28 protein-coding genes, 1 pseudogene and 1 riboswitch are annotated in these 24,744 nt (G+C 48.4%); of the genes and pseudogenes, 7 read left to right on the forward strand and 22 right to left on the reverse strand.

What is annotated here, in order from left to right:
• The 5 genes from GSO_RS08985 to GSO_RS09005 form a co-directional block, all read right to left on the reverse strand.
• A partial coding sequence (locus tag GSO_RS08985; protein WP_010491326.1) for an amino acid permease occupies positions 1–892 on the reverse strand: 892 nt, incomplete at its 3' end.
• 143 nt (positions 893–1,035) lie between these two features.
• A riboswitch (Lysine riboswitch) is annotated at positions 1,036–1,210 on the reverse strand.
• 59 nt (positions 1,211–1,269) lie between these two features.
• Positions 1,270–1,980 (reverse strand): acetolactate decarboxylase, encoded by a 711-nt coding sequence (gene budA / locus GSO_RS08990; protein ID WP_010491328.1) that lies wholly within the window; start codon positions 1,978–1,980, stop codon positions 1,270–1,272.
• Positions 1,981–2,048: 68 nt separating this feature from the next.
• A complete protein-coding gene (gene alsS / locus GSO_RS08995; protein ID WP_010491330.1) occupies positions 2,049–3,725 on the reverse strand; it encodes an acetolactate synthase AlsS in 1,677 nt (558 codons plus the stop codon).
• Positions 3,726–4,139: 414 nt separating this feature from the next.
• A complete protein-coding gene (locus GSO_RS09000; RefSeq protein WP_010491332.1) occupies positions 4,140–4,694 on the reverse strand; it encodes a hypothetical protein in 555 nt (184 codons plus the stop codon).
• Positions 4,695–4,814: 120 nt separating this feature from the next.
• On the reverse strand, positions 4,815–5,339 hold the full coding sequence (locus GSO_RS09005) for a GNAT family N-acetyltransferase (protein WP_010491334.1): 525 nt from the start codon (positions 5,337–5,339) through the stop codon (positions 4,815–4,817).
• Between the two features lie 387 nt (positions 5,340–5,726).
• Here GSO_RS09005 and GSO_RS15830 point away from each other — a divergent pair.
• From GSO_RS15830 to rpmG, 3 genes and pseudogenes are all read left to right on the forward strand, one after another.
• A pseudogene (locus tag GSO_RS15830) lies at positions 5,727–6,757 on the forward strand (WxLIP family cell surface protein).
• Between the two features lie 537 nt (positions 6,758–7,294).
• Positions 7,295–7,870, forward strand: coding sequence for a hypothetical protein (locus GSO_RS09020; RefSeq protein ID WP_010491336.1), 576 nt, complete (start codon positions 7,295–7,297; stop codon positions 7,868–7,870).
• A 62-nt stretch (positions 7,871–7,932) separates the two neighbouring features.
• Positions 7,933–8,082, forward strand: coding sequence for a 50S ribosomal protein L33 (gene rpmG / locus GSO_RS09025; RefSeq protein WP_003566154.1), 150 nt, complete (start codon positions 7,933–7,935; stop codon positions 8,080–8,082).
• A gap of 92 nt (positions 8,083–8,174) precedes the next feature.
• Here the strand turns inward: rpmG and GSO_RS09030 are convergent, their stop codons facing one another.
• The gene (locus GSO_RS09030; RefSeq protein ID WP_010491338.1) at positions 8,175–9,035 is read right to left on the reverse strand and encodes an RluA family pseudouridine synthase; all 861 of its coding nucleotides are present in this window, start codon (positions 9,033–9,035) and stop codon (positions 8,175–8,177) included.
• 136 nt (positions 9,036–9,171) lie between these two features.
• Here GSO_RS09030 and GSO_RS09035 point away from each other — a divergent pair, with 136 nt between their 5' ends.
• Positions 9,172–9,981: an alpha/beta hydrolase gene (locus GSO_RS09035; protein ID WP_010491339.1), complete on the forward strand. Its 810-nt coding sequence runs from the start codon at positions 9,172–9,174 to the stop codon at positions 9,979–9,981.
• A gap of 99 nt (positions 9,982–10,080) precedes the next feature.
• Here the strand turns inward: GSO_RS09035 and GSO_RS09040 are convergent, their stop codons facing one another.
• Positions 10,081–10,644, reverse strand: a complete 564-nt coding sequence (locus GSO_RS09040; protein WP_010491340.1) for a hypothetical protein — start codon at positions 10,642–10,644, stop codon at positions 10,081–10,083.
• Between the two features lie 219 nt (positions 10,645–10,863).
• On the opposite strand from GSO_RS09040, the gene GSO_RS09045 reads away from it, so the two are divergent.
• Positions 10,864–11,262, forward strand: coding sequence for a hypothetical protein (locus tag GSO_RS09045; protein WP_010491341.1), 399 nt, complete (start codon positions 10,864–10,866; stop codon positions 11,260–11,262).
• A gap of 72 nt (positions 11,263–11,334) precedes the next feature.
• Here the strand turns inward: GSO_RS09045 and citG are convergent, their stop codons facing one another.
• The 15 genes from citG to GSO_RS09120 all read right to left on the reverse strand — a co-directional run bounded on the left by citG (position 11,335) and on the right by GSO_RS09120 (position 23,620).
• The gene (gene citG / locus GSO_RS09050; RefSeq protein WP_010491342.1) at positions 11,335–12,186 is read right to left on the reverse strand and encodes a triphosphoribosyl-dephospho-CoA synthase CitG; all 852 of its coding nucleotides are present in this window, start codon (positions 12,184–12,186) and stop codon (positions 11,335–11,337) included.
• Positions 12,179–12,874, reverse strand: a complete 696-nt coding sequence (locus GSO_RS09055; RefSeq protein ID WP_010491343.1) for a GntR family transcriptional regulator — start codon at positions 12,872–12,874, stop codon at positions 12,179–12,181. The genes citG and GSO_RS09055 overlap by 8 nt, the downstream gene beginning before the upstream one ends.
• Before the next feature lie 126 nt (positions 12,875–13,000).
• Positions 13,001–14,404 (reverse strand): oxaloacetate decarboxylase subunit alpha, encoded by a 1,404-nt coding sequence (locus tag GSO_RS09060; protein WP_010491344.1) that lies wholly within the window; start codon positions 14,402–14,404, stop codon positions 13,001–13,003.
• Positions 14,397–14,945, reverse strand: a complete 549-nt coding sequence (gene citX, locus GSO_RS09065) for a citrate lyase holo-[acyl-carrier protein] synthase (RefSeq protein WP_010491345.1) — start codon at positions 14,943–14,945, stop codon at positions 14,397–14,399. Before citX ends, GSO_RS09060 begins: the two co-directional genes overlap by 8 nt.
• Entirely contained in the window at positions 14,938–16,470 is a 1,533-nt protein-coding gene (gene citF, locus GSO_RS09070; RefSeq protein WP_010491346.1) for a citrate lyase subunit alpha, read from the reverse strand. Before citF ends, citX begins: the two co-directional genes overlap by 8 nt.
• Positions 16,470–17,348, reverse strand: a complete 879-nt coding sequence (locus tag GSO_RS09075) for an aldolase/citrate lyase family protein (RefSeq protein WP_010491347.1) — start codon at positions 17,346–17,348, stop codon at positions 16,470–16,472. Before GSO_RS09075 ends, citF begins: the two co-directional genes overlap by 1 nt.
• Entirely contained in the window at positions 17,336–17,641 is a 306-nt protein-coding gene (citD, locus tag GSO_RS09080) for a citrate lyase acyl carrier protein (protein WP_010491348.1), read from the reverse strand. Before citD ends, GSO_RS09075 begins: the two co-directional genes overlap by 13 nt.
• Positions 17,631–18,635 (reverse strand): [citrate (pro-3S)-lyase] ligase, encoded by a 1,005-nt coding sequence (citC, locus tag GSO_RS09085; RefSeq protein WP_010491349.1) that lies wholly within the window; start codon positions 18,633–18,635, stop codon positions 17,631–17,633. The genes citD and citC overlap by 11 nt, the downstream gene beginning before the upstream one ends.
• Before the next feature lies 1 nt (position 18,636).
• Positions 18,637–18,780 (reverse strand): OadG family protein, encoded by a 144-nt coding sequence (locus GSO_RS15835; protein ID WP_010491350.1) that lies wholly within the window; start codon positions 18,778–18,780, stop codon positions 18,637–18,639.
• Between the two features lie 54 nt (positions 18,781–18,834).
• Positions 18,835–19,959: a sodium ion-translocating decarboxylase subunit beta gene (locus tag GSO_RS09095; protein WP_010491351.1), complete on the reverse strand. Its 1,125-nt coding sequence runs from the start codon at positions 19,957–19,959 to the stop codon at positions 18,835–18,837.
• Between the two features lie 26 nt (positions 19,960–19,985).
• Complete coding sequence (locus GSO_RS09100; RefSeq protein WP_010491352.1) at positions 19,986–20,393, reverse strand: acetyl-CoA carboxylase biotin carboxyl carrier protein subunit; 408 nt, start codon at positions 20,391–20,393, stop codon at positions 19,986–19,988.
• A gap of 5 nt (positions 20,394–20,398) precedes the next feature.
• A complete protein-coding gene (locus GSO_RS09105) occupies positions 20,399–20,728 on the reverse strand; it encodes a hypothetical protein (RefSeq protein ID WP_010491354.1) in 330 nt (109 codons plus the stop codon).
• A 366-nt stretch (positions 20,729–21,094) separates the two neighbouring features.
• Positions 21,095–22,444 (reverse strand): CitMHS family transporter, encoded by a 1,350-nt coding sequence (locus tag GSO_RS09110; protein WP_010491356.1) that lies wholly within the window; start codon positions 22,442–22,444, stop codon positions 21,095–21,097.
• A 284-nt stretch (positions 22,445–22,728) separates the two neighbouring features.
• A complete protein-coding gene (locus GSO_RS09115; protein WP_010491358.1) occupies positions 22,729–22,986 on the reverse strand; it encodes a hypothetical protein in 258 nt (85 codons plus the stop codon).
• 76 nt (positions 22,987–23,062) lie between these two features.
• A complete protein-coding gene (locus GSO_RS09120; RefSeq protein WP_010491360.1) occupies positions 23,063–23,620 on the reverse strand; it encodes an RNA 2'-phosphotransferase in 558 nt (185 codons plus the stop codon).
• Positions 23,621–23,668: 48 nt separating this feature from the next.
• Between GSO_RS09120 and GSO_RS09125 the strand changes: the two genes are divergently transcribed.
• Both GSO_RS09125 and GSO_RS09130 read left to right on the forward strand, forming a co-directional pair.
• Positions 23,669–24,175, forward strand: a complete 507-nt coding sequence (locus GSO_RS09125; protein WP_010491361.1) for a GNAT family N-acetyltransferase — start codon at positions 23,669–23,671, stop codon at positions 24,173–24,175.
• Positions 24,176–24,401: 226 nt separating this feature from the next.
• Entirely contained in the window at positions 24,402–24,743 is a 342-nt protein-coding gene (locus GSO_RS09130; RefSeq protein WP_010491363.1) for a PadR family transcriptional regulator, read from the forward strand.
• Position 24,744: the final 1 nt, after the last annotated feature.

Below are 24,744 nucleotides of genomic sequence, written 5' to 3' on the forward strand. Positions count from 1 at the left end.
CGTTCATCACACTGGCTGCCCCAGCGAGCCCAATTCGATCAAAAACCAGCGTAAACGGCGAAATCGCCACCTGATCAACGCTAGCGCCTAACAAATTCGGACTGGTATAAGGAATGATGGCGGCAATAACGGCAATGGACAGAATATAAAACAGCAAGATCCGCCAAAACACCTGCTTAATTGCCTTGGGAATGCTGGTTTCGGGCGTGGCACTTTCACCCGCCGTAATCCCGATTAATTCGGTGCCTTGAAAAGAAAAACCAGCAACTACGAAAACCGCTAACGTTGCAGGCAAACCACCAACAAACGGTGCCGCCCCGGTCGTATAATTTTTAAAGCCGATGGGACCGTGTCCGCCCATGATCCCCAGAATGGTCAGCAAGCCCACGACCAGGAAGACCAAGACCGTGATCACTTTGATTAATGAAAGCCAATATTCGGTTTCGCCAAATGATTTGACCGAAATAATGTTAATCGTAAAAATAAGTGCCAAAAAGCCCAGCGAAAACAGCCAGCCCGGCACATCCGGCAACCAGAAGTGCATCACAATGGCCGTTGTTGAAACATCAACGGCAACGGTGATCGCCCAATTGAACCAATAGTTCCAGCCTAAAGCAAAGCCAAACGCCGGATCAACAAACCGGCTGGCGTACTCTGAAAAAGACCCGGATACCGGTACATAGGTGGCCATTTCGCCCAAACTGGTCATCAGAAAGAACACCATTAACCCGATACCAATATAAGCTGCGATTGCGCCGCCCGGTCCGGCAGTTGCAATCGCGCTGCCGCTTGCGACAAAAAGTCCGGTGCCAATACTGCCGCCGAGGGCAATCATTGAAAGATGCCGGGTTTTGAGTTCTCGTTTGACCTGATTCGTTGCTAACTGTGCCACAAATGTACTCCTTTGCTGAATGGGTTGAGATGTTAAACGTTAGGCTGTTACGGTTACAGCGCGTTTAAGCAATAAAAAAACCGATGGGTGTCAGTAACTAAACCATCGGCTTATTCTGCTTTTCGTCATGAATAAACGTGATCCGATTTGTTAGCGCCCCGCGATAGCCGCGACAGTCCAGCAGATGTTATCCACTGGCCCAACACCGCCTTACTGAACTAAGCCGGCATTTCGGCACCTTTCCCTTTAACAACTGTGCATCTGGCGTTCAGGCCATTGCAGTTGCGACTGATGATCGGTGCGACCTCTAATCTTGATTATGGTTCACGTTATCATGTCTTGTATCTGACGGCAACCGGTTCTCACCCGGTTTTAACTCAATTTTCAGCTTTGCGGATGTCATCGACTAAACTAGCCGTGTCAAAATGCTGCTTTAAGAACGGTTCGTCATCTGTCGGCAAGTGTAACTGAAAGTCACTAAACTTTTGCAAAAATAATTCGCCACTGTCGAGCTCAAAGCCAAGAATGTGCCCACCCATGTGATGATCAGTCGCTAAAAAGTGCAAATGGAAACCCGGCGATACTGCACCGGCATAAAGATCCGGTGAAAAGTAACCGATCAACGTTCCTTTGACGTTATCGGCATGAAATTCTTTTTGACCTGAAGCCGTTTCTGTCAACGTCGGATAAGGAGGTTGCTGCGGCAACACAGCGCGCGTGTGCATTTGCGTAAAGGTCCCTTCGACCCGAACTGCTGCAAAAAGATTGCTCGTTTGTAACCGGTCAAGGACCGCTTTCTGAAACCCGGTCAGATCCAACCCTTGAAGCTTTCCGGCCGAAACATCGGCTTGATAATGAACATTCGCAAACGGCACTTTCTCATTCGCTGCAACTTCACGAACGGTACCCTGTGCATTCACCTGATAAACTTTTCCGGCTTGAATAATCAACTCGCCATCAAGGCCGGTCAACGTGCCAATGCCGGTGTCACCGTGTTGCAACAAAGCTTCGATCGTCTGTGTCCCGGCAAACAAACCAGGTACTAGCATTGCCAGTGTCCCATGTTGATACAATCGATCCGTTTTCAAAAAATAACAACCTCCTTTTACACAGGTTTCGAGCCTGCAACCGCCTTGAGTCAACCTGCCACTAACGATTAATAAATCTGATCAGGGAGCATGGCCGCGCCGAGTTCCGCATTGTCGGAATAATCAACCGGAATATCAACCAGCACCGGTCCTTTCGTCGCAAAGGCTTCATCTAACACTTTGCCAAGTTCACTCGGTTGATTGACACGCAGACCTTTGGCACCAAAAGCCTCCGCATATTTGACGAAGTCGACCGGGCCAAAATCAACGCCAGCTGCCCGACCATATTTCATCTCTTCTTGGAATTTTACCATATCATAATGGCCATCGTTCCAAATAATGTGAACCAAATCAGCCTTCAAACGGACTGCTGTTTCTAGCTCTTGGCCAGAGAAAAGAAAACCGCCATCACCTGATACTGAAACTGCTTTTTTGCCCGGACGGACCAAAGTCGCCGCAATCGCCCAAGGCAAGGCAACGCCTAGCGTCTGCATCCCATTGGAAAATAGCAAGTGCCGCGGTTCGTAACTCCGAAAATGACGAGCCATCCAGATATAGTGACTGCCGACATCAACAGCAACTGTCATATCGTCAGTCACGCGTTTTTGTAAAGCTGCTACGATACTGAGCGGGTGTAAGACTTTTTGATCTGCGAGAGCTGGCGGAACATCGCTTTCCTGCAGTTTTCCTTGCAGTTCCGTGAGGTATTTCTTGCTTTCAGGCGCCACCTGATAGCCTCGCAGTAACGGTACCAAAATATCCAGCGTCTGAGAAATATCACCGATCAGCTCGGTTTCCGGCTGGAAGTTGTGATCGATTTCGGCTGGCACATCATCAATCACGATGATGCGCGACTTGCCATCCGCATTCCAGTTACGTGGTTCGTATTCGACCGGATCATAGCCAATCGCAATGACAAGATCGCTGTGTTGCAATAACATATCCCCCGGTTGATTGCGGAACAAACCAACCCGGCCAAAGAAATTGTCGATTTGGCGGTGAGAGATGATGCCCGCACCTTGGAAGGTTTCAACCACCGGCAACTCGGTAACTGACAGCAACTCGCGAATTTCTGCCGTCACATCGCTAGAAGACGCGCGCATCCCTAACAGCAAGACCGGCAGCGACGCCTCTTTAATGGCATGAGCCAAATACGTCATATCACTAGGACTCGCCGGCCCTAACTTCGGCGCCACCAGCGGCTTAATCGGTTCCGAATTCACTGGGGAATCGGTGACATCTTGCGGAATCGACACGAAACTTGCCCCTTGCTTGCCGGATTCCGCGGCTTGATAAGCATTGGCAATGATTTCACTGACATTATCCGGATCCTGCACTTCAGCGGCATATTTGGTGATCGGCGCAAAAAGATCGGCATTGCGCATGCTTTGATGGGAACTGCGCAATAAATCTGCCCGCTTAACCTGACCAGACAAAGCCAAAACCGGATCACCTTCAGCGGTTGCGGTCACCAAGCCGGTTGCCAGATTTGAAGCACCGGGTCCCGAGGTTGTCAGGACAACGCCGGGTTTGCCAGTCAAACGCCCGATCCCGGCAGCCATGAACGCAGCATTCTGTTCATGCCGTGCCACGATTAATTGCGGACTCTTTTCTGATTTGGGATGTTCTAAGGTCTCAAAAACCCGATCGATTTTGGCGCCGGGGATGCCAAAAACATAATCAATTCCGTGATTTGCCAGACTTTCGACAATTAAATCTGCGCCATAGCGCTTCTCTTCTGCCATTTCGCCACTTCCTAAATTATTGATGTGTTTCATAATACGCTTTTTGTGTTCCGTTTCAAGCCTAGTTTTTTTGAAAAACACTGACTAAACAGAAATGTTCTGTTGCATATTTTTCATTAATCTGTATCAATTTTAAAATTGACCGAGTCGGTTGGGAGTCACTTAGCTGATTTTTTTTAGCATCATCTTGATTTTAAACGAAATGGCGTAAACTTTGCTTAAAAACTGCTCACAAAGTGCAACGGGGATAAGGTGTTCTGTGTGGAAGGGCTTCAGACCATTTGCCTGTTTAAGATCGTGCTTTTTCAGGGCTGTTAAGAGGTTGGACTTTATTTTTTAAAACGCGTTCACAAAAAATGCACCGTCCTTTTCAGACGATGCATCATGCTTATTAAATACCACCAAATTGCCTACTCAAGACTGCATGGAACGGCTGATTTTGCCGATGCCAGTCTTGGGATCTGTCATTTTCATATTAAAACCGAATTTCGTGAAAATGTGGCGTAACTTGGCTAAGTTGACTTTATCAAACGAGCTGATCGTGCCGTCAACCAAACCAATATCGGCTTTCATTGCTAGGTTAAGAAATGCTTTTAACGCCAGCTGTGCCAGGCCCAGATTCTCAAAGTCGTAAAAAGCCAGCCGACTTTCAGAACCCAGTGTCTCCAGGACGGTGATGTGCATCACATTATCCCAGCGATTGGTTTCAAACAAGAGCTGTGCTTGATAATCCGCTTTTGAATGGCCATACTTGTCAACATTTTCAAATGGTGTGTAGACGTAAATCGAGTTCGTTTTTTGCTTTTGTTCGTCGGATTTAAAGTCAGTGAACACAATATATTGGCTCACTTTCTTTTGGGCCGGATCCTGCGGTTGATTCATGCTTGACAACACGGTGAACTGCGGATCGGCTTCGATTGCTGCAAGCCGCTTCTTATAGGCCTGCTGGTACTCTGTTTGCACAGTCATTTTGAAACCTCCAGACTATTACTCGTTTTTCATTATAGCATTTTTCAATCCGATGCCTATACAAAAGAAAAAAACCGCGTTGAATTCACCCGGCTTTCAAAAAATGATTAAAGAAAATCCTCATTTTTCAAACTGTTTCGGCAAAAGTCGAAAGTACTGTTCATCGCGCGGCTGGTGCTCGGTTAGCCCTCGTGGCAATGGCACCTCAAACTGAAAAACAAAACCTAATCTTTTTAATAAATGAATAGAAGCCTGATTGTCGGGGAAAACGCCTGCCCAAATGGCCCTGATGCCATGAGCGAATTGGTCAGCGATCACAAGCTGCAGGCCCTCGCGCATAAGTCCTTGATGCCAAAAATCCGGATTAAGAATATACCCGATCTCACGCGTCATGTCATCACCAGTTTCCGGCGATAAGGCGCGAGGATAGACCCCAATGTTGCCAATCACATGCATTTGGTAAACCAACGCCAGATCCTGCTGCTCGCGGGCGAAGCGTTGAACGTGATTGGCCGCCGCCTCGCGCGTCAGCAAGGGTGTCATTCCTGCGGCCATGGTCACCTCTTTTTGTCTTGCATAGGCAAAGTAATCATCCGTGTCTGCCAACACAAAAGGGCGAACTGCCACCCGTGGTCCCTGTAACATTGCCCCTCCCTCCGACGCTGTCTCGTTTTGTGGAAAAATTTTTCCATTTAGTGAGATGAACGTCCCATTCATTTGAATTGAAGCCCGCATTTTCTTCAGCGGTAACTATTTATCTTTTCATATTATCGAGTATTCATGACGCGAAGACAAGTCCAGCCCGCTGCAACCCATGTCCCCACGCAACTATGCACAAGCATTTTATGATGGTTAAACGGCCCTTATCGGTAAAATAAAGTTGTTATCCGAAATAAATCGATATAACAATCAGACAGGGCGACGTCCGATTGACTAGCAAACCTCATCCGCGTCTGACAGGCAGCGATAAATGTGATCGCACTCGGTGGCACCTGTTGCCACCTACATATCACAGACAAAAGGTGAGGACACATGAAAAAGCTTGTACGTAACATTTTGTTACTTTTTTTATTCATGGTTTTTATCTGGCCACTCCGCGTCGTCAACGCCGCAGTTGCGCCAAAATTCACCGTCACCCCGATCTTACCGGCTAATCAACGTCAGACAGTTACTGGCTATTTTGACTTGTAGATTCAACCTGGCCAGCAAGAAGATTTACAGCTGCGGATCGCCAATCAAACTGATGAAACCCAAACGTATACGCTCGCTGCAAACCCTGCTTACACCACCAATAGTGGCATGATCGCCTTCGATCAGAGCCGGCCATCGTTGGATCAAAATGCCATTCGCCTGAATACGCTCATTAAGGGACCTGCCTCGGCTACGATTGCCGCGGGAAGCAATCAGGTGGTCACCTACCACTTGCAGTCCCCATCCACGCATTTTATTGGCATTATTTCTGGTGGCTTTTATATTTTGCAAAAAGGCGGTACAGCGGCGACGTCATCAACTAGTGGCGTCCGGTTCACGGACCAATTTGCAATCGGTATCCCACTCATTTTACGACAGGATTTGAAAACCCCTAATCCGCCGATGTTGGAACTCACAAAAGCCAGTATTGGAACTGCCAACCATTATCCGGTGGTGAACGCCAATATTCATAATCCTTCAAGCAATCAGTTTGGCGAAATCGCCACTGATTATAAGTTATTCCCAACAGGAGGGAACAAGGCGGTATTGACCGGACATTTTGCCGACTTGGCGGTTGCGCCGCATTCCCACTTCACGCAAAGCATTCCACTAAATGGCAAGCAATTGCAGGCTGGATCTTATACCTTAAAGTGGACAGCAAAATCCGGTTCGTATACTTGGACCAAGCAGGTTAGCTTTCGGTACAACGGCCACCTGCCGACCAACGCCATCACCTCCCAGCCAAAAACTCCTGCTGCGTCGCAAATAGTTTAGCCCTTCCTTGGATTATCGCCGGCATCGCAACAGGCTTGGTCATCATTATTCTGGGTATTTGGCGCTGGACGGTCGCTCGACACAAGCAAAATCAGTAGAAAAGCGTGCTGTTACCGCATGTTTGGCTTATGATAAAGGTAGCGCACAGGCACCGGCCTCAAGGCATCATGGTTTTAGTGATTGCTTAAGGCCGGTTGTATTGACTGCCGCATTATTGAAACATGGTAACGCTAAGAACGCACCCGTAACGCTGTTTGTTGCCGGGTGTTTAGCAAGACTGTCTGGGCTTTGTTTGCGTGCTTGGTAACTGCTCGGTGGCACAGAAGCTCGGGACGGTTTGCGCTCACCTTAACGCGTTCGGTGGCACTAAAGCTTGGACGGCTTGCGCTCACCATAACGCGCTCCCCGGCGCAGAAGCTTGCGTGTAAGGACCTTGAAGCCTAAATGGTCACTGACACATTAGTTTCTAGGCAGGACGGTTTGCGCTCACCATAACGCGTTCGCCAGCCCAGAAACCTGCGTGTAAGGACCTTGGTCGCAATGGCCAAACCCGGGCCATCACGCCCAAGGCCACTTACACTCCAGCTTCTAACGGCGCCGGCTCGCGCTCACCATGTTTGAAGGAGGACTTTTCCATGTCAAATAACCGCATGCTTGGCAATGACTTTCAAACCGCTTACGAAGATGCGGGCGGTACGGATATTTTAAAGTTTTTGGCGGATGTCAAACAGGCTTACCGCTGCATTAGTGATCTGACTGCGCGGATTACGGCGATGCCGGATTCGGTCAAGACCGAGTCGGTTCCGCAGCTCTTGGTTCAGCAATTGGATCAGACCACGTTTGCCGAAAGTTCCGTTCGCAAATGGGAAGATGATTTGCGCCGGTTTGCTGCTTATTTAACGCCGCTGGAACCGCCAATTGCGATTCTTGACAGCTGGGACACGCTCACCGACTTTCTCGAAGCCAACCAGGCATTGCTAAGTTCATTGCAAAACGTACCGTTATTGCACCAAGACACGCAGGATGTCAAAACGGCCACTCAGCTGCTGGTTTATCCGGCCGAACCGCTTTTCCAGGTTGTGCAAGCCGATACCGGTGAAAGTGACGCTATTGATTTACCTGGGTTAACGGCCGCTGATCCCGATGGTGTGGCTGAAATTGCCAAAACCCACGGCGTGACGCCGCTTGCCGCCTTTACGGTTCAGCCTTGATTTTGCCCTGTCAATCCTGTATGCTTGACAGGTTAAATCATGAAAAAGCGAGGTGCTGAAAGATGCGGAACAACATCATCTTAGGTAACAATGAAACCGGCGAACGTATCTATTTAACTTCTAAGAACAAGCGGAACACGCCTGATCGCCTGCAACTCAAGAAGTATTCACCAAAGCTGCGCAAACGTGTGGTCTTTACTGAAGTTAAGTAGGCTATAAGCCGTCAAACGTCAAAAAAGTACCTTCTTACCGAGATTGTCGGCAAGGAGGTACTTTTTTTAAACGCCAAATGGCACACCTAGCATCATTTTTCGTTCAATAATGTCTCAAACAAAGACGGAATGGGCAGCGCTGCATGAATTTGCTTTTTTGAAAATGGATCGACAAAGCTTAAACGCGTGGCCTGTAATGCCTGATGGTCAATCAAAGTACTTGGCTGACCATAAAGCCGATCACCAATGAGCGGATGACCGAGACTGGCAAAATGGACCCGAATCTGGTGGGTGCGGCCGGTTAACAGTTGCACATCAACTAGGGTGTTGGTCGCCATTTTCAGGACCTTATACCTGGTTAGAGCCGGCTGGCCGACATCGGTAATGATTCGGTGAATCCCATCCGCCCCCAAGCCGATTGGCGCGTCAATTTTTCCTTCTGATTGCTTGAGCTGCCCGCTAACAACGGCTACATAATGCTTCTCCAACGTTGCGTGTTGTGCCTGATCAAAACGGCCTTGCGCATAAGGATGCTTGGCTGCCAGGACAAGTCCAACAGTGTCGCGATCCAGTCGGGTGATAATGGCTGGCTGCGGTTCAGTGATGTCCTGTTGCTGCAAATACCATACGATCCGATTTAGCAAGCTATGATTAGGTGCATGCGGGCCGGGGACACTGGTCACGTTGGCTGGTTTGGCAACGATTAGCCAGTTGTCATCTTCGTATAGCACATGAAGCGGCACCTTTTCCGGCGTGACCGTTTCGCTGGTTGGAATCGCAAAGCGCACGACCTGCCCAGCGTTAATCGCAATATTGCCGACCGCCTGACCATCCACCCACAGAAGTCGATCACTCAGCATCTTTTTGAATAAGCGATGGCTGACGCCTTGCTTGGCCAACAGACGTTTAACCGTGGTGGTGGCTGTCGCTTTTGAATCAAATGTATATCGCATGGTTTTCCCTTCGTCATGACCAGCATTTCTGCGCCTTAAAGCCGAACGAATTTTTTGGAAAGTTTGCATTCAAACGGCTTTTGGGACTACGGTTAGAGTATAACTAATGTACAAGAATAAGGAGGAACAGGCAAATATGCAAGTAGAAAAAGATGTGATTTACGATGAGGCCCATAATTTACCCGCTGATATTTATGTGCCAGAGGATGCCAATGGTGCGGCCATCGTGTATGCCCACGGCGGCGGCTGGTTTCGTGGAGATAAGAAAAATGAAGATGATTTAGGTGAATATTTTGCCAATGCCGGTTATCTCGTGGCGATTCCCAATTTTCGCCTAGCACCGAAGTCTTTGTATCCGACAGCGCAAAACGATTTCGATCATTTCGTCGACTGGCTGCTTGCTTCCCCTTATGACTTCGATCGCAAACGTCTGGGCCTCTTAGGTGCCAGTTCAGGCGGTACCATGGTTTTGCAAAACAGCCTATCTTCCGGCTATCCCGTGGTTGCGTGGTCGCCAGTTGTCGACTTTGCCAATTGGGTTCAGAAGAATCAAATGGTGAAAGCTTCGGTTGATGCCAAAAGTGAATTTGGCCTCACTGAGATTCATGAAATCCACGATGCTTTTTATAAGTACTTTATTCAAACATATTTAGGCGGCCTGGATCCGCGGCTGTTAACAGCAGTCAATCCAACGAATCATTTGACCGACCAACTTGGGCCAACGTTGCTCTTTAACTCCGCAGATGAGCTAATGCCTCTGCCAAGTGCCTTACATTTCGTGCAACAGGCAGCTATGTTTGGCCGCGACATTTCATTGCATGTGGTGCCAGGTACCGGTCATGCACGCGACTACACCAGTTTCGCATTACCTGAAACCAAGGGCTTCCTTGATGATCATCTCTTTACCAGCGTTGAAGATAAAACGCTCAATAAGGCGACAGATTAAGTTTTTATTTGTAAAATCGGCGAGTTGCCAAATTAAAAAATCGGCTCCGACGTCACACAGACGCTAGAGCCGATTTTTTTATGTCTTTATGTTTAAGCGTTATGGCCGAAGTATCAGTGGGGTGGTCGCTCCCGGTGCAACCCACTGAAGACCGCCGTTTACCGGCACCAAATAAATGGCATCTGCGGCAACATCGGTCGGCGTCAAAATCATGCCGTTCCCCTTTGGCGTTGCTGTGTAACCTGAAGTTGTTTTCACGCCTGCTTGGGTAATGGTCATCTGGTCGCCAGTAATCGTCAGTGTCACGTGCTCATTATGCCATGTGCCAATATAAAACGGTGCTTTAACCGTGAGCTGACTAGTCGCTGAAGACGCGGTGGCGCTAGATGAATTGACAGCATCGGTTGCGGTGCTGGCGGTCGTAGTCGTAACATCCGTTTTGGCCGAGGTCGTCACACTAGTTTCACTCTCACTTGCTGGCGTGCTTACTTGTACACTAGCCTGACTTGTCAGCGATTGACGTGTCGATGCTTTTGTTGACGTCGTCTCGGCATCTGCCGTTCTTACCTCACTTTTGGCACTGACTTGATGCTGATAAAACGCGGCGCCGGAAAGTCCGCCAAGTGTTACCAAGGCTGCTGCTATCATCATCCATTTCTTCATGTCAACCACTCCCACTCAAACCTGATCAGCATTTTGCTTATTTCAACATTTTTAGTCTAGCATGCAGATCATTCCTAATGTTACAAAAAGATGTCAAAGCAAACAAATCTTAATATTTACAAGGCTTTGGCGTGTCATCTTTTTGTAACTTAGTAAAAATAGCACGAATGACTTGCAAAAGCAAACATATGTTCGTAAGATTGTTCTGAGGTGATTTGAATGACGTATGAAGATAAAATCGGCGAGCAAAAGTTTGCGGCATTGGTCGACGATTTTTTTGCCAATCGGTATATCGACCGCGGCATGCGCAAGTGGCAGGGCTATTATCTCTCCGACCATACCGCAGCGTTAAAAAAACAGGCAAAGGCCGAAAGCGTCACCTATCCGCCGCTTTCTTTACAGGAGCAGCCTTATATTCGTATGATTTTACTGCGCGCTTACGCTGAAGGCCAATCCGTCACCCTTCAGCTTGATTTGCAAACACCAAATGGTCAAATGTTGCCGCCAATCACCGGTAAAGTAGCCGGATTAAGCGATAGTGATGTGGTCAATATTGACGGTCAAAACATCAGTATCGGCATGATTCGGCATATCGATTTGATTCCTTTTCCGGTTTGAATCAAAAACGGCACCCGCTATTACCACGAGTGCCATGCTTTAGCTTCTTATTTTGGAAACCGAATGATCTGGTCAAGCTGGCTTGGTTCCCAGGAGCGTCAACGCATCAAAAAAGTATGCCAGACTCAGATAATCGGCCGTACCACCCGGGCTCAGATTCAGGGTGATCATCTCGGCATTTAAGGTGCGCAAGGCATTGGGCAACCGCGTATCGGAAACATGCAGTAATGTCTTTGCTGCATCCTGCACAAAACGCAAGCCAGCCGGGCCGCCGCGATGCAAAAGATTGGCATCTTCAACTTGCGCCATTAAATGCACCATTAAGCGCAGATAACGCAAATCGCCCCGTATCGTCGCCTGTCGCAGATATGGCAGTATGCGCTCACGAATAGTCGGATAACCGGCCAAAGCCTCGCCACGGACTCCTGTAACGCCGTGTTTCACATATAAGGCTTCGCCATGGCTTAGCTGCGCTTTGTCACCCAAATGGCGAAAATCACCAGCGACACCTTGTGCAACTTGCGCCACCGCCGGAAAAAGCGGTGCAAATTCCACCGCCACCAAATCATGCAAGGAATTCTGCTGCAACAACCAACCAAGTGCCCCTAATAAAAAGCCAAAGGAGAAGTTGGCACCTCGATGCGTATTGACGCCGTGCGTTGCTGTCAGCATGGCATTTTCCGCGTCAATGCCAATCGTCCGCAACTCCTGATAAAGTTGCGGTACTGTTTGAGCTGCCAGACCAGCGTGCAGGTATTGTGTGAAATAAGGTGCCAACGCGGCAAGGCTGGCCTCAAATGTGGTGACATCCATATCCCGGTGGGCCCCATTAGACTCAGGATCGACTAAACCAGGTTTGGGAGCAAGCAGCACTTCCGCATGTAAACTGTTCACCGCTGCTTGAGCGATACGTTGTTCATTCAATGTGTTTAGCCTTCATGACTTTTAGAATATATTGCAATGAATGTTCGAGATGTTCCCGGGTAATGAGTTTGATCTGATCGTCATCCCGATTTAACATGCCGCGATAAAGCAACCAATGTTCCTGAATCGCCAAATTACGGCGATCGTCACCATTAATACTAATATCGCGAAAATAAATCAAATAATTCTGCAGCTGATTGACAATCATTTTCAACCGCAGCATGTGACTCGCATCATAAATAAAGTTGTTAAATTCGGTAAACTTTGCCATGACTTCCGATACTCGTCCTGCATCGTTTAGGCGATCCGTTTCTTCCAAAAGCGCCCGCATCTGCTTAAATTGATCAGGCGTCATCAGGCGCATCGCCTTACGTATCGCCAGAACATCCAATTCCTTGCGAATATCAAAAATCTCGTAAGCATCATTAATCGAAATACCCTTCACAACAACCCCGATACCGGTTTTGCGTTCGACTAGGTCCTCTTCATCCAGACGCTCAAGCGCATAACGAATGGGCGTGCGGCTAATGTTGAGATTTTCGGATAGATTCTTCTCGTTAATCCGTTCACCGCTGGGTATTTCACCCAACAAAATGGTTTTGCGCAACGCTTCGTAAACCGCTTCTTTAATCGGCCGGTTTTGTGAAAGATCCAAATTTTTCTTAACGGCTGGCACCACTTCATTCATCGTTCGTTCCCCCTCGTCCTGGAGGCCATTATACCAAAAAAAGCCGTTAACTAGTCGGTTAACGGCTTGACCCAAATTTCTTCCAACAGAAAGCCATTCTTCTGCAGGCTGAAACGGGCGTGAAACTCAGTTATGGGTAGGATCAAACGTCAAATCAACTGTTTGAACCGGAACATCATAAAATGGATCTTCGCGCCGACCTAAAAAGTCTTTCGCCTGGTCAGGGAACAAAGCATAGCTCAAAACGTCTTCTTCTGAATGAGCGTATTTGGCGATTGCTTTACGGAATCCCGGCATCTGCGGCTCGATTAAATCAGCCGGACGTGTCGTCACGATCGACGCATCACCAATGATTTTCTTTGTCATTTCCGGAGAAATCGGTACAGGCGGGCGGCCATATAAACCGCGTACATAGTCTTTGATTTCTTTTGGAATCAACTTATAGCGCTCACCGCTCATCACATTCATCAGGCTCTGAGTACCGACCATCTGTGATAATGGTGTTACCAGCGGTGGATACCCTAAGTCAGCGCGGACGCGAGGCACCTCTTTTAAAACGTCCCCGTATAAAGCTTCCTGACCTTGATCTTTCAACTGAGCAAGCAAGTTAGACAACATCCCGCCTGGCACTTGATAAATCAATGACTTCGGTTCAACATCCTTGACCCGCGGGTTTAATTGCCCCGCATCGCGGAATCGATCACGAATCGGTGCAAAATAGCTGGCAATATCACTCACCACGTCCAGCTTGACATCGGTTAAATAACCTAGATCCTGCAAAGCAACCAACATTGATTCAGTCGCTGGCTGACTGGTACCACCGGCAAATGGGGAAACGGCAGTATCAATGATGTCAGCCCCTGCACGCACCGATTCAAGATACGTCATTTCAGCCATGCCCGCGGTTGCATGCGTATGCACTTCAAGCGGCACGGTGATCTCCTGCTTAATGCCGGTCACGAGATCAAAAGCTTTCTGGGGCGTCAGAATGCCCGCCATGTCTTTGATCGCAATCGAATCGGCACCCATGTCTGCCATTTCCTTGGCTAACTTGATGAAGTAATCAACCGTGTGAAACTCGCTGGTTGTATAACTAATCGCCAGTTGTGCGTGGCCACCTGCATTCTTGGTAGCTTCAAGCGCGGTCTTCAAGTTACGCGTGTCATTTAAGGCGTCAAAGATCCGAATAATATCAATACCGTTTTCAACCGACTTTGTGACAAAATCGGTGACAACATCATCGGCGTAATTTTTATAGCCAAGTAAATTTTGGCCGCGCAGCAGCATCTGTAGCTTGGTATGCTTCACAGCTTGACGGATCTTGCGCAGACGTTCCCACGGATCTTCGTTCAAGTAACGGAGGCAGGCATCAAAAGTGGCCCCACCCCACATTTCTAACGAATGATAACCGGCAGCATCCATTTTGCCCAAAATCGGCAGAATGTCACTTAACGGCATCCGCGTGGCGATCAGACTCTGCTGGCCATCACGTAACACGGTTTCCATAAATTGGACTTTTTGTTTAGCCATGTGTGGTCCACCCCTCCTTTATGATTGCTTCGACCACTTTTTGAACTTCCGGCAGGCCGTGTCGCCGTGATCGAGCACAGACCTTGGCATCCCCGCCGCAAACCAAGCAAGCGCGTGGTGGCAAGTCAAGATCAACGCGCGAAATCTGGTGGAGCTGCCCGTCTTTTAACGTCACCACATCCAGATCCAGTAGGTCGCAAAAACGCTGTTGCTGCTCAAAGCCGACCATCAGTCGCTTCAAGGTGATTGGTGACAGCCGAACTGCTAAATAAGCTTCGGGGCCAGTTGCCAAGGTTTCGATTTGGCTTTCCTGCACTGCTTCACCCAGTTGATCCTCTAACGCTTGCATCGCCGCTGAAAAGACTGCGACCACTCGCTGGCCAGTCTTAACCGGACCTGGAATTCGCAAAGTCACATGCAACAAAACGGTTTGGGGATGAGCGTTCAACCATTCACGTTCCTTGACGATCCTGGCATCTTTAGCTGCGAGCATTTGCCCGAGATCAACTTGTGGACCGTCTAAAACTGACAGCTTAAACATTGTGGACCACATCGATCAAGGTACCATCCCGATATTCGATCAACGCAACGACCTTGTCACCATACTTAATCGGTTCAGGCGTACCGGTAATCTTGTATGCCATTTCTTTAAGCGCTTCAATCGAAAATTGTGGCACTTTCAATTGCTTGAACATTTCAATCAAGTCTGGCCGGTCTGGGTTAATGGCCACACCGACTTCGGTGACTACGACATCAACGCTGGCACCTGGCGTCACAACGGTGTTGACATTTTCGACAATTGTTGGAATCCGTCCTCGAACCAGCGGCGCGATGACCATACTCATTTTGCAGGCAGCACTTGTGTCACTGTGACCGCCTGATGCGCCGCGAATAATGCCGTCAGAACCGGTAATGACGTTGACATTGAAATCAGTGTCGATTTCCAGCGCTGATAAAATCGCGATATCAAGCTGGTTAATCACCGCACCTTTGCTCAGTGGCGAAGCATACATATTGGCATCGATTTCGTAATGATCGGCATTGTCACCAAGCGAGACAGCTGAAGGATGGTCAAAGTCCTGGACATCGATGATCTTTTCAACGAGTCCTTCTTTCAGGAGATCAACCATGGAATTGGTAATCCCACCTAGTGCAAAGCTTGCTTTGATGTCTTGCTTCAGCATTGCTTCCCGCAAGAACCGGGCAACGGCAAGTGATGAGCCGCCTGTGCCGGTTTGGAAGGAAAAGCCATTTTTAAAGTAAGCCGACTTGGTAATCACTTCTGCGGCATATTCCGCAATTTTTAATTCTTTAGGATTCTTGGTGAAGCGGGTCGCCCCTTTGGCAATGCCGGTTGGGTCACCAATAGAATCAACCTGAACTACATAATCAACGTCGGTTTGCGGGATACTGATCGGCGTATTCGGGTAAGGGACCAGACTATCGGTAATAGCAACGACTTGATCGGCATATTTGGCATCAATCATGGCATAACCTAAGGAACCACAAGTTGCTTTTCCTTTAGTGCCATTGATGTTGCCGTATTCATCACTGCTTGGTGCGCCGAGGAAAGCCACGTCAATGTGAATATCGCCACGCGCAATCGCCCGCGCCCGACCGCCATGGGACCGGATCACAACCGGATTTTCCATTATGCCACTGGAAATCGCGGCACCGACTTTATCACGCAAGCCAGAACTGGTGATGTTGGTGACAACGCCGTTTTTAATGTGGTCAATGAGCGGTTCGTGCACGTTGGCAATTGAACTTGGTGCGATTGAGAGATTCTTGATCCCCATTTTGGCAATTTCGGCCATGACCATGTTCATCACATAATCGCCTTCGCGAAAATGGTGATGGAATGAAATAGTCATGCCGTCTTTTAAGCCAGTGGCCACAATGGCATCGTGAATCGAAGCAACCAATTTACTATGATCGGGCTTCACCGGCTTGATGTGCCGTGCATGTTCATCGTAAGGCTGAATATTGGCAAACTCGCCACCATAAACCCCATATTGATCGGCGTACGGTGCCGGGATCTCACGATTAAGCTTATTCTTGACCATCAGTCTACCTCCATTCCTGATGCCTTAGCGAGCGCAATCGTATATTGGGCTCGTTCGACCACCGGTTTATCAACCATCTGACCATTGACAGAAACAACGCCGGCACCTTTAGCCTCGGCTTCTTTCAAACCGGCGACAATTTCGCGGGCTTTTTGTACTTCAGCCAAAGCCGGAGCAAAGACACTGTTAATCACTGGAATTTGCCGCGGATTGATAACTGATTTGCCGTCAAAGCCGAGTTGCTTGATTAATTCGGTTTCATGCCGCAAGCCTTCTTCGTTGTCGACTTGCGTGTAAACCGTATCAATAGCAGAAATACCCGCTTCTCTGGCTGCGTGCAGAATATAGTTACGGGCAAAAGACAATTCCGCCCCATCGGCAGAACGGTGCGTGTGCTGGCTGGTTAAATAGTCTTCCGCACCAAGCGCAATACCGATCATGCGTGACGACGCCTGCGCAATTTCGCGAGCATTCAAAACGCCTTCTGCGGATTCAATCGCAGCCATCATATGCGTGGTACCGACCTCAATGCCATATTTTTCTTCAACCGCCGTAATTACGGCATCGACATCGCGAATATCCTGCGCGGTTTCCGTCTTCGGCAACCGAATCACATTAATGCCGCCAAGTACCATCGCTTCGATATCCTGATCGCCGCCAGCATCAAGCGCATTGACCCGGACAACCGTTTCAACACTGCTATAGTCAAAAGTTTTCAAAGCTGAATACACCAACATCCGAGCCGTATCTTTTTCTTTTAATGAAACGGCATCTTCAAGATCAAACATGATGGCATCCGCACCGTAAATGGGGGCATCGCGTAACATTCCCGGGTTAGCCCCTGGGACAAACATCATGGTTCTTCTTAATTTATCCATGCGTTGATCTCCTCCCAGTCAAATGTCTTGTTATCCGCTGCACGGTAGGCTGCCGCAATGGTCCGTGCTTTGATGGTACAATCCAAAGCACCTTTGTCGTTTGCTTCTACCGCAACCCCTTCGATACCCAATTTTGTCAAAGTTGCTGCGATCACGGCACGGATTTGCTCGCCAAACTGCTTTTCAACACTGCTCTGCAGTTGGATCGTGGTACCGCTGTCGGCAGGCGTCAGCGTGATTTGAATATCGCTTGACTCTAATGTCCCAGCCGTTGCGGGATGATTAATTTTCATGAGTTGATCGCTCCTTTATTTCTGTATAAACCTCCGGATAAACCAGTTGTTCTACCGTGGCCCAGTCATGCTGTTTGATCGCGGCACGAACGCGGGTTGCACTGACAACCGAGCCGCCAATCGTCAAACGCGGCACCACGATTAATTCGATATCATCGGCAAAAGTCGCTGCCAACTGCTGATTATAAATCGCCGTGACTGGCGAAAGCGGTTCTTCACCAACGTATCGCCGGGTGATGCCAAGAATCGGGGCAATCCGCTGTTTAAAAAGCGCCGCGTCTAGTCCGGCTTGCGCGGTCGCAATCGCCGCATCTGCCCGATCCTTGAGAAAGTAACTTGGAAACGTGGTACTGGAGACCATGTAGTCCTGTGTCGGCAAAACCACCACGTTCGGCCAACGTGCTGCCACTTTTTTGACCAAGGCCAGACGCTCTGTTGCCGTAAACATTGATCGTTCAGCTGACAAAACAAAAACGTAAACAACTGCATTGTTCTTTGCTGCTTGTTCAATTAAATAGGCATGGCCGCGGGTCACCGGATTCGCATTCATCACAATGGCCGCAACAGGCTTGCCAGATTGGCGAGATTCTCCCAGCAGCTTGGTATAGTCGGCAAAGTTAGGATAGCCCCGTTCCAATAAAACCACTGACTCGGTAGCAGCCAACTGTTTAAATCCTAGTGACTGGAAAAATTTCAGCGTGCTTGGCTTGGTATAAACAAAGCTATGCGTGATGGCTTCATCGTCCAGTCGATCGAGCAAGGCCTGAATAATTTGCGCCAACAGATTTTCATGTTGAGCTGTCGGTGAAATTGCCACTTCTTTGATAATATTGCCTGACAATGACCCCGTCGCCAGCAAATCGTCTCCTTCAAAAATGCCAACTGTATAATCGACTTGGCGATCCGGAGTCAAGCCTGCATCAACCAGCAACGTCTGCCAGGCTTCAGCGGCCTGCGGGTTCAAATCGAACCAAATACGCTTCAACGTTGTCATTTTATTTTGCCGCTTTTTTGGCTGGCGCAAATTTCAACAATAGTTTGGCGACGAGGTAGATGATGAACAAAACAATAAACACGCCGCCCATACCTACCAGCATCAATTCACCAGCCTGTTCAACAGCAGTCGGATCAAATTTCATAACGCAAAACCTCCCAAGGGTGTTCAGACTTCTCAACTGACAGGTGCATTGATGTTAAGCACCGAAGAATGACAGCAAGAGACCGCCAGCAATAACCGAACCGATTTGACCGGAAACATTGGCTCCAACGGCATACATCAATACAAAGTTCTGCGGATCTTCATCGGTCGCCATCTTCTGAATGACCCGGCTAGACATCGGAAAGGCCGAGATGCCGGCCGCGCCGATCATCGGGTTAATCTTTTCTTTGCGGAACAGGTTCAATAGCTTTGCGAAAAGGACGCCGCCGACAGAATCCATGATGAAGGCGAAAAGCCCAAACGCAATGATCATCAATGTTTGAATATTCAGGAACTGATCTGCTTGTAATTTAACCGAAATCGTCAACCCTAACAGGATCGAGACGATGTTGACCAGTTCGTTTTGCGCGGTGTTAGACAATCGATCCAACACGCCACATTCCCTAAGCAGGTTACCGAACATCAGGAACCCTACTAATGGCAGGGAAATCGGAGCAATGAAACCAGCGATGATAGTGATGATAATCGGGAACAGAATTTTGGTTGTCTTGGAAACGCCTTCTGCGCGATAAGTCATCCAAATGCGCCGTTCATGCTTCGTCGTGACTGCTTTGATTGCCATCGGTTGAATGATCGGCACCAACGCCATGTACGAATACGCCGCCACCGTAATGGCCCCAAGTAAATTCGGTGCCAGTTGGTTAGAAACGAAAATGGATGTTGGGCCATCTGCTGCCCCGATGATCCCGATTGAGGCTGCTTCTTTAATATTGAAGCCGAAGAAAACAGCAACGAAGACAGTAGCAAAAATACCAAATTGGGCAGCCGCCCCGAAAAGTAACATAAATGGATTTTGTAACAACGGACCAAAGTCGATCATGGCGCCGATCCCAATGAAAATCAGTAATGGGAAAAGTTCAGTGTTGATGCCGGCTTTGAACAGGACATCCAATACCCCTTCCGTCTTAGTGCCGCCAACAACTTGGGTTAAAACACCGGTTCCGGGGAAGTTCACCAAAATGGCGCCCAGTCCCATCGGAACCAATAATGTTGGTTCGTATTCTTTCTTAATACCCAGATACATCAAGAGCGCACCGATCAGCATCATCGCAATTTGGCCTAGCGTAATGGTCGTGATTCCGTGAATGAGCGCTTCCATACCTTCACTTCCCTCCTCTTTATTTGTTAAATAATGCTGATCAGTCCGTCACCAGAGTTCACGTTTTGATTGAGCGTTGCAATGATCTCGCCAACAGTACCAGCTTTAGGTGCCACAATTTCGTTTTCCATTTTCATGGCTTCGAGAATCATCAGTGGTTGGTTTTCGGTGACAGCATCACCGGCTTTAACCAGAATCTTAGTGACAGTGCCAGGCATTGGTGCCGTTACGACCTCACCCTCACCACTCGGGGCAGCCGATGCAGCAGGCGCCGGCGCTGGTTCAGGCGTTGGTGCCGCTGGTGCCGGTGCACTTGGCGCAGCTGGGGCAGCAGGTGCTGCTGGTGCGGCCGGTGCTGCTGGCGTACCGCCGATTTCTTCCATTTCGACCAGATAGGTTTTACCATCGATCGTGATCTTGAATTTTCTCAACATCTTTTTCAGTCCACCTTTTTCTTAATTGACTTGACCACATAATGCCCATGACCATCCCCCGCCGCAATCGCGCTGGCAATCAAGCCAACCCGCTTGGCCTCGGGATTTTCAACATACAAATGTTTAAGCACAAGTTTGGCATCAGGCGCCGTGTCCGCAGTAACCGCGGCAGCGATTAAGCTGGCAGTCAGTTCATTCGCCGGATCAACTTCCAGATAATTGGGTACTTCTTCCCATTCATCCGCCTGAGCTGCTTCATCAGCATTCACCGATTTAACCGGCGTCGATTCAATTGGCGTTTGCGGTTGTTTACGCCGATGCAACCATTTAAACATCTTTACACCCCCTAAGCGTGAGCCGATGCGGGTAGAAGCCGGAGTGTAAGCGGCCTTGGGCGTGATGGTCGGGCTTTGACCATTGCGACCAAGGTCCTTACATGCAGGCTTCTGCATCGGCGAACGCGTTAATGTAAGCGTGAGCCGGTGCGGGTAGAAGCCGGGTGTAAGTGGCCTTTGACGTGTTACGACGGAGCCCTTACAGGTAAGCTTCTGCACCAGCAAACGCGTTAATGTAAGCTTGAACCAACGTTGTTAAATGCCGAACCAATCGTTATCGTCATGCATTTTCTGGTTCTCATCAACCTTATAATACGGGGAAAAGCCAATCACGATTGGCTTTTCGGTATCTTTTTGAATTGGTGCTTACTTTTGTGGTAGATAGAATGGTACGTGGCCGAAGAGCATAACGGTGACCACGAAGATGGCGAAAACGCCTAATGCGTATTTGCCGGCTTCGCGTTGCCACTTACCCATGTCCAACCCGGTGAGCCGGAGCAGTAGGTAAATGAAGGCAACTAACGGTGAAAGCAAGTGGAATGCTTGTCCCATTAATGATGCTAAAGCCATCTGCATATTGGTAAAGCCATAGGCGCGTCCTGCAGTTGCCAGCACCGGCATAACGCCGAAGTAGAAGCCGTCGTTACTCAAGAAGAAGGTCCCTGGTGCAGAAATCAGCGCAATAACCAATCCCCAGAACCCAGCCATGGAACTTGGAATAATCGCGGTGAAACTCTTGGCAAGTGCTTCGGCCATCCCGGTTCCCTGGAATAAGCCCATGAAGACCCCGGCAGCAAAGACCAGAATAACAACTTGCACGGCATCGCCGCCGTTAGCACCGATTCGCTTGCTTTGGTCGCCTAACTTAGGATAGTTAGCCATCAATGCAATACAGGTACCAACCAAGAAGAGCAACAGCGGTGGCATCGCAATCGCCTTGATAAAGGAACTTGCCACCAACCAGGCAATAAGCACAATGGTCAGAATGCCGTTAAAAGCAAACATATTCGGACGGCGAATTTCGGAAACTTCAGGATCAACCACTGACGTCATCTCATCGATTTCTTCATCGGTTAATTCCCGAACACCCAAGCGTTTCCGTTCCGCGCGGCCCATGTGTGGCGCAACGTAGAAAACAACATAAGCCAAGGCCAGAATCATACCTGGCAATAAATACGTCAAAATATCGGCATCAACCTTCAAAACGGCCATGGCCCGGGCAGTTGGCCCGCCCCAAGGCAACAGGTTCATGATGGTATTTTGCAAAATAATCAAAACACCGAGATTCATCATATTCATGTTGAGCTTCTTATAAATCGGAATAAATGCTGAGCAGCAGATCAAAGTCGTTGTGGTGCCATCCCCGTTAAGTGAAACTGCCATCGCAACAATCGCGGTTGCCATCAGCACTTTCATCGGGTCGCCTTTCGCGATCTTGATCATCCGGGCTGTAATCGGATCGAACAAACCGGCGTCGAGCATAATGGAAAAATACAGAATAGCGAATAAGAGCATGATCCCTGTGTTAGCGGTCGTTGTCAGACCCTTCAACACAAAATCGCCGATCGTCCCTTTCTTCGCCACGCCTGCCACCATCGCAATAATTGCAAACAGCAGCGGGATCATCACTAAAGAAGTGAATGGTGAGAGCTTCTTGGTCATGATGACGTACATGAAAACAATAATCATGGCGTAAGCAATGACGGTGAGTAACATAGTCCCAACCTCTTTTCATAAGTTTTTGTCGCTATCCACATGATACGTGATTTCTGTCACGAAAAGGCCGATTTTGCTTCTTTAGAACACCAAAAGAACAATTGTACGGTTAAGGGGAATCTAAATTTTCAAAGAAAAAGAAAACGCCTTCATTGGCTTAAAATTCGGTTTTAAGTCAATGGAGGCATATTTTAATGATACGATGGGAACAATTGAAAAAGAACATTTTTCAATTGATACTTATTTCACAATTGACTAATACAGACGCGTTTTTCTGTGTTAGTCTACCAATCCTGAAAGCGTTCGTCTTCCAACTTTTTCAACAGTTGGTGAAAGTTTTCCCGTGACGGAGCGTGGTCCAATGTTTCTTGTTGCAACTCATTAAACCGCTCTGCTAAGTAATATGCAGTGAGATAAAGCGTTAGTTTTCGTTTGACAATGGCTTCCGGATCTTTGTCGTCTGGAACTTGGTGTGATCCCACAACAAGATTGGCGAACTGTTTCGGATTTAACCGTAAATCATCAGGTGCATCAGCTTTCATGATAGAACCTCCTTTTTTAAGTATGCCTAATACTAACATAAAAAAACGAACGTTTCCGGCTAAAAGCAGGCGTTCGTCACGATGTTGGGGATGATGTTCGGGTTAAAAATGCCGGAGGAACTGCGTGCACCAACCAAACCTGACTCCCTGTCGGATAAAAAATTTCACCGGCATCGGCTGCTGATTGCGCGGCCACGCGATAAATAACCGGATGGCGGTCATGCCGCACGCCAACTTGCCACGCCATTTTAGGATTTTCGGAAAGATGGACAAAATCGCGGTCCATTGGTTTAAGCCCCTCAATATCAATCAATGCGGCTGCTTGATGTGACGTGCCATGATATAACCAGATTGGCGGACGTCGCGCCGGCATTAACGGCAGGACCGGGACGCTATGGCCGTAAACCGCTCTGATGGTGCTCCCCTCAATCGCAAACCGCTGCTTGTCGCTTTGTGTCATAATGTCATCAAGCACTTGGCGATCAAGATGCATCTGGTAATGTGCATTGAATCGCCGAAGCAACGTTTCCAAATCTGTGCGGCCATAGCGATCCAGTGCGACACCGATTTTTTCCGGATGGTGCCGCAAGATCAGGCTTAATGTTTTACTGATTCTGACGAGTCGCTTATCCATTGATGACCACCTCGTTTTTCAAATTGACATAGCAAAGAAGGCATAACATTGAAACTGCATTTTTCCACGGCGAACTTAACCGATCTTGACGCCATTATGCGAATCGAACGGGCGGGCTTCACACCCCAGGAAGCTGCCAGTCGTTCCAGCATGGCAGCCCGCATCATTCATTATCCTGACACGTTTATTGTAGCGCGGACTGGCCAAACAATTGCGGGTTATATTGTTGGCCCAGCCACTTCACAGTCAACCATTACCGACGATTTGTTCGTTAGCAGCCAGCCTAACTCGGCAGCTGCGCCGTATATTGCGATTCTGAGTCTCGCGGTTGCGCCTGATCTGCAACATCACGGCATTGGCCGCCAGCTCTTAGCCAAAATGACCGATGTTGCGCGCAAGCAAAAACGCATCGCCATTACCTTAACCTGTCTCCAGCGCCTCATCCCTTTTTATGAGCACGCCGGCTTCCACAATGACGGACAGGCAGCCTCCACTCATGCCGGCGAAGTTTGGTTTAACATGACAAAAACTGTGTGGCCGATGAGTGAGTCGTGAGGTAAAAGGGACCGGTAATTTAATTCTGATCGCCGATTTTGTTACGCCCATTTTTCACTTTAAAAGTGGTGTTTTAAGTTCCATTAACATAGAACAATGCCCTTCTCTCAAATTAAAATATGGAAACCATAGCCGGCCATTGTCACCGGCTATTTTGCTTTACACACTAGCCGTTTCGGTTTAAACTACTAGTGTGTAAAGCATATTAGACGAAGGGAAGATTCTGATGGCGAGAGACGACAACAGCCAGATGCTAAAAGGCATTTTACAAGGGTGCCTACTCATTTTGCTCGCGCGCAAAGAACAATACGGCTATGCCATCAGCGAATCACTTAATCTTTTCGGCTTCGAAAATGTTCCAAAAGGGACGATTTATCCCCTGCTAATGACGATGGAAAAGAAGGGTCTCTTGACAAGTCACATGCGCCCATCGCCGGACGGACCAAGTCGCAAGTATTATAAGATCACAGCAGATGGCGAAAAGGCTAGGCAAACATTCATCTTGCAGTGGCATGATCTCAAAAGTCACGTTGATCAAATTATTGCGAACCAACCCGAGGAGGCCTAAC

This window comes from Lacticaseibacillus zeae DSM 20178 = KCTC 3804 (assembly GCF_000260435.1).
GTDB lineage: Bacteria > Bacillota > Bacilli > Lactobacillales > Lactobacillaceae > Lacticaseibacillus > Lacticaseibacillus zeae.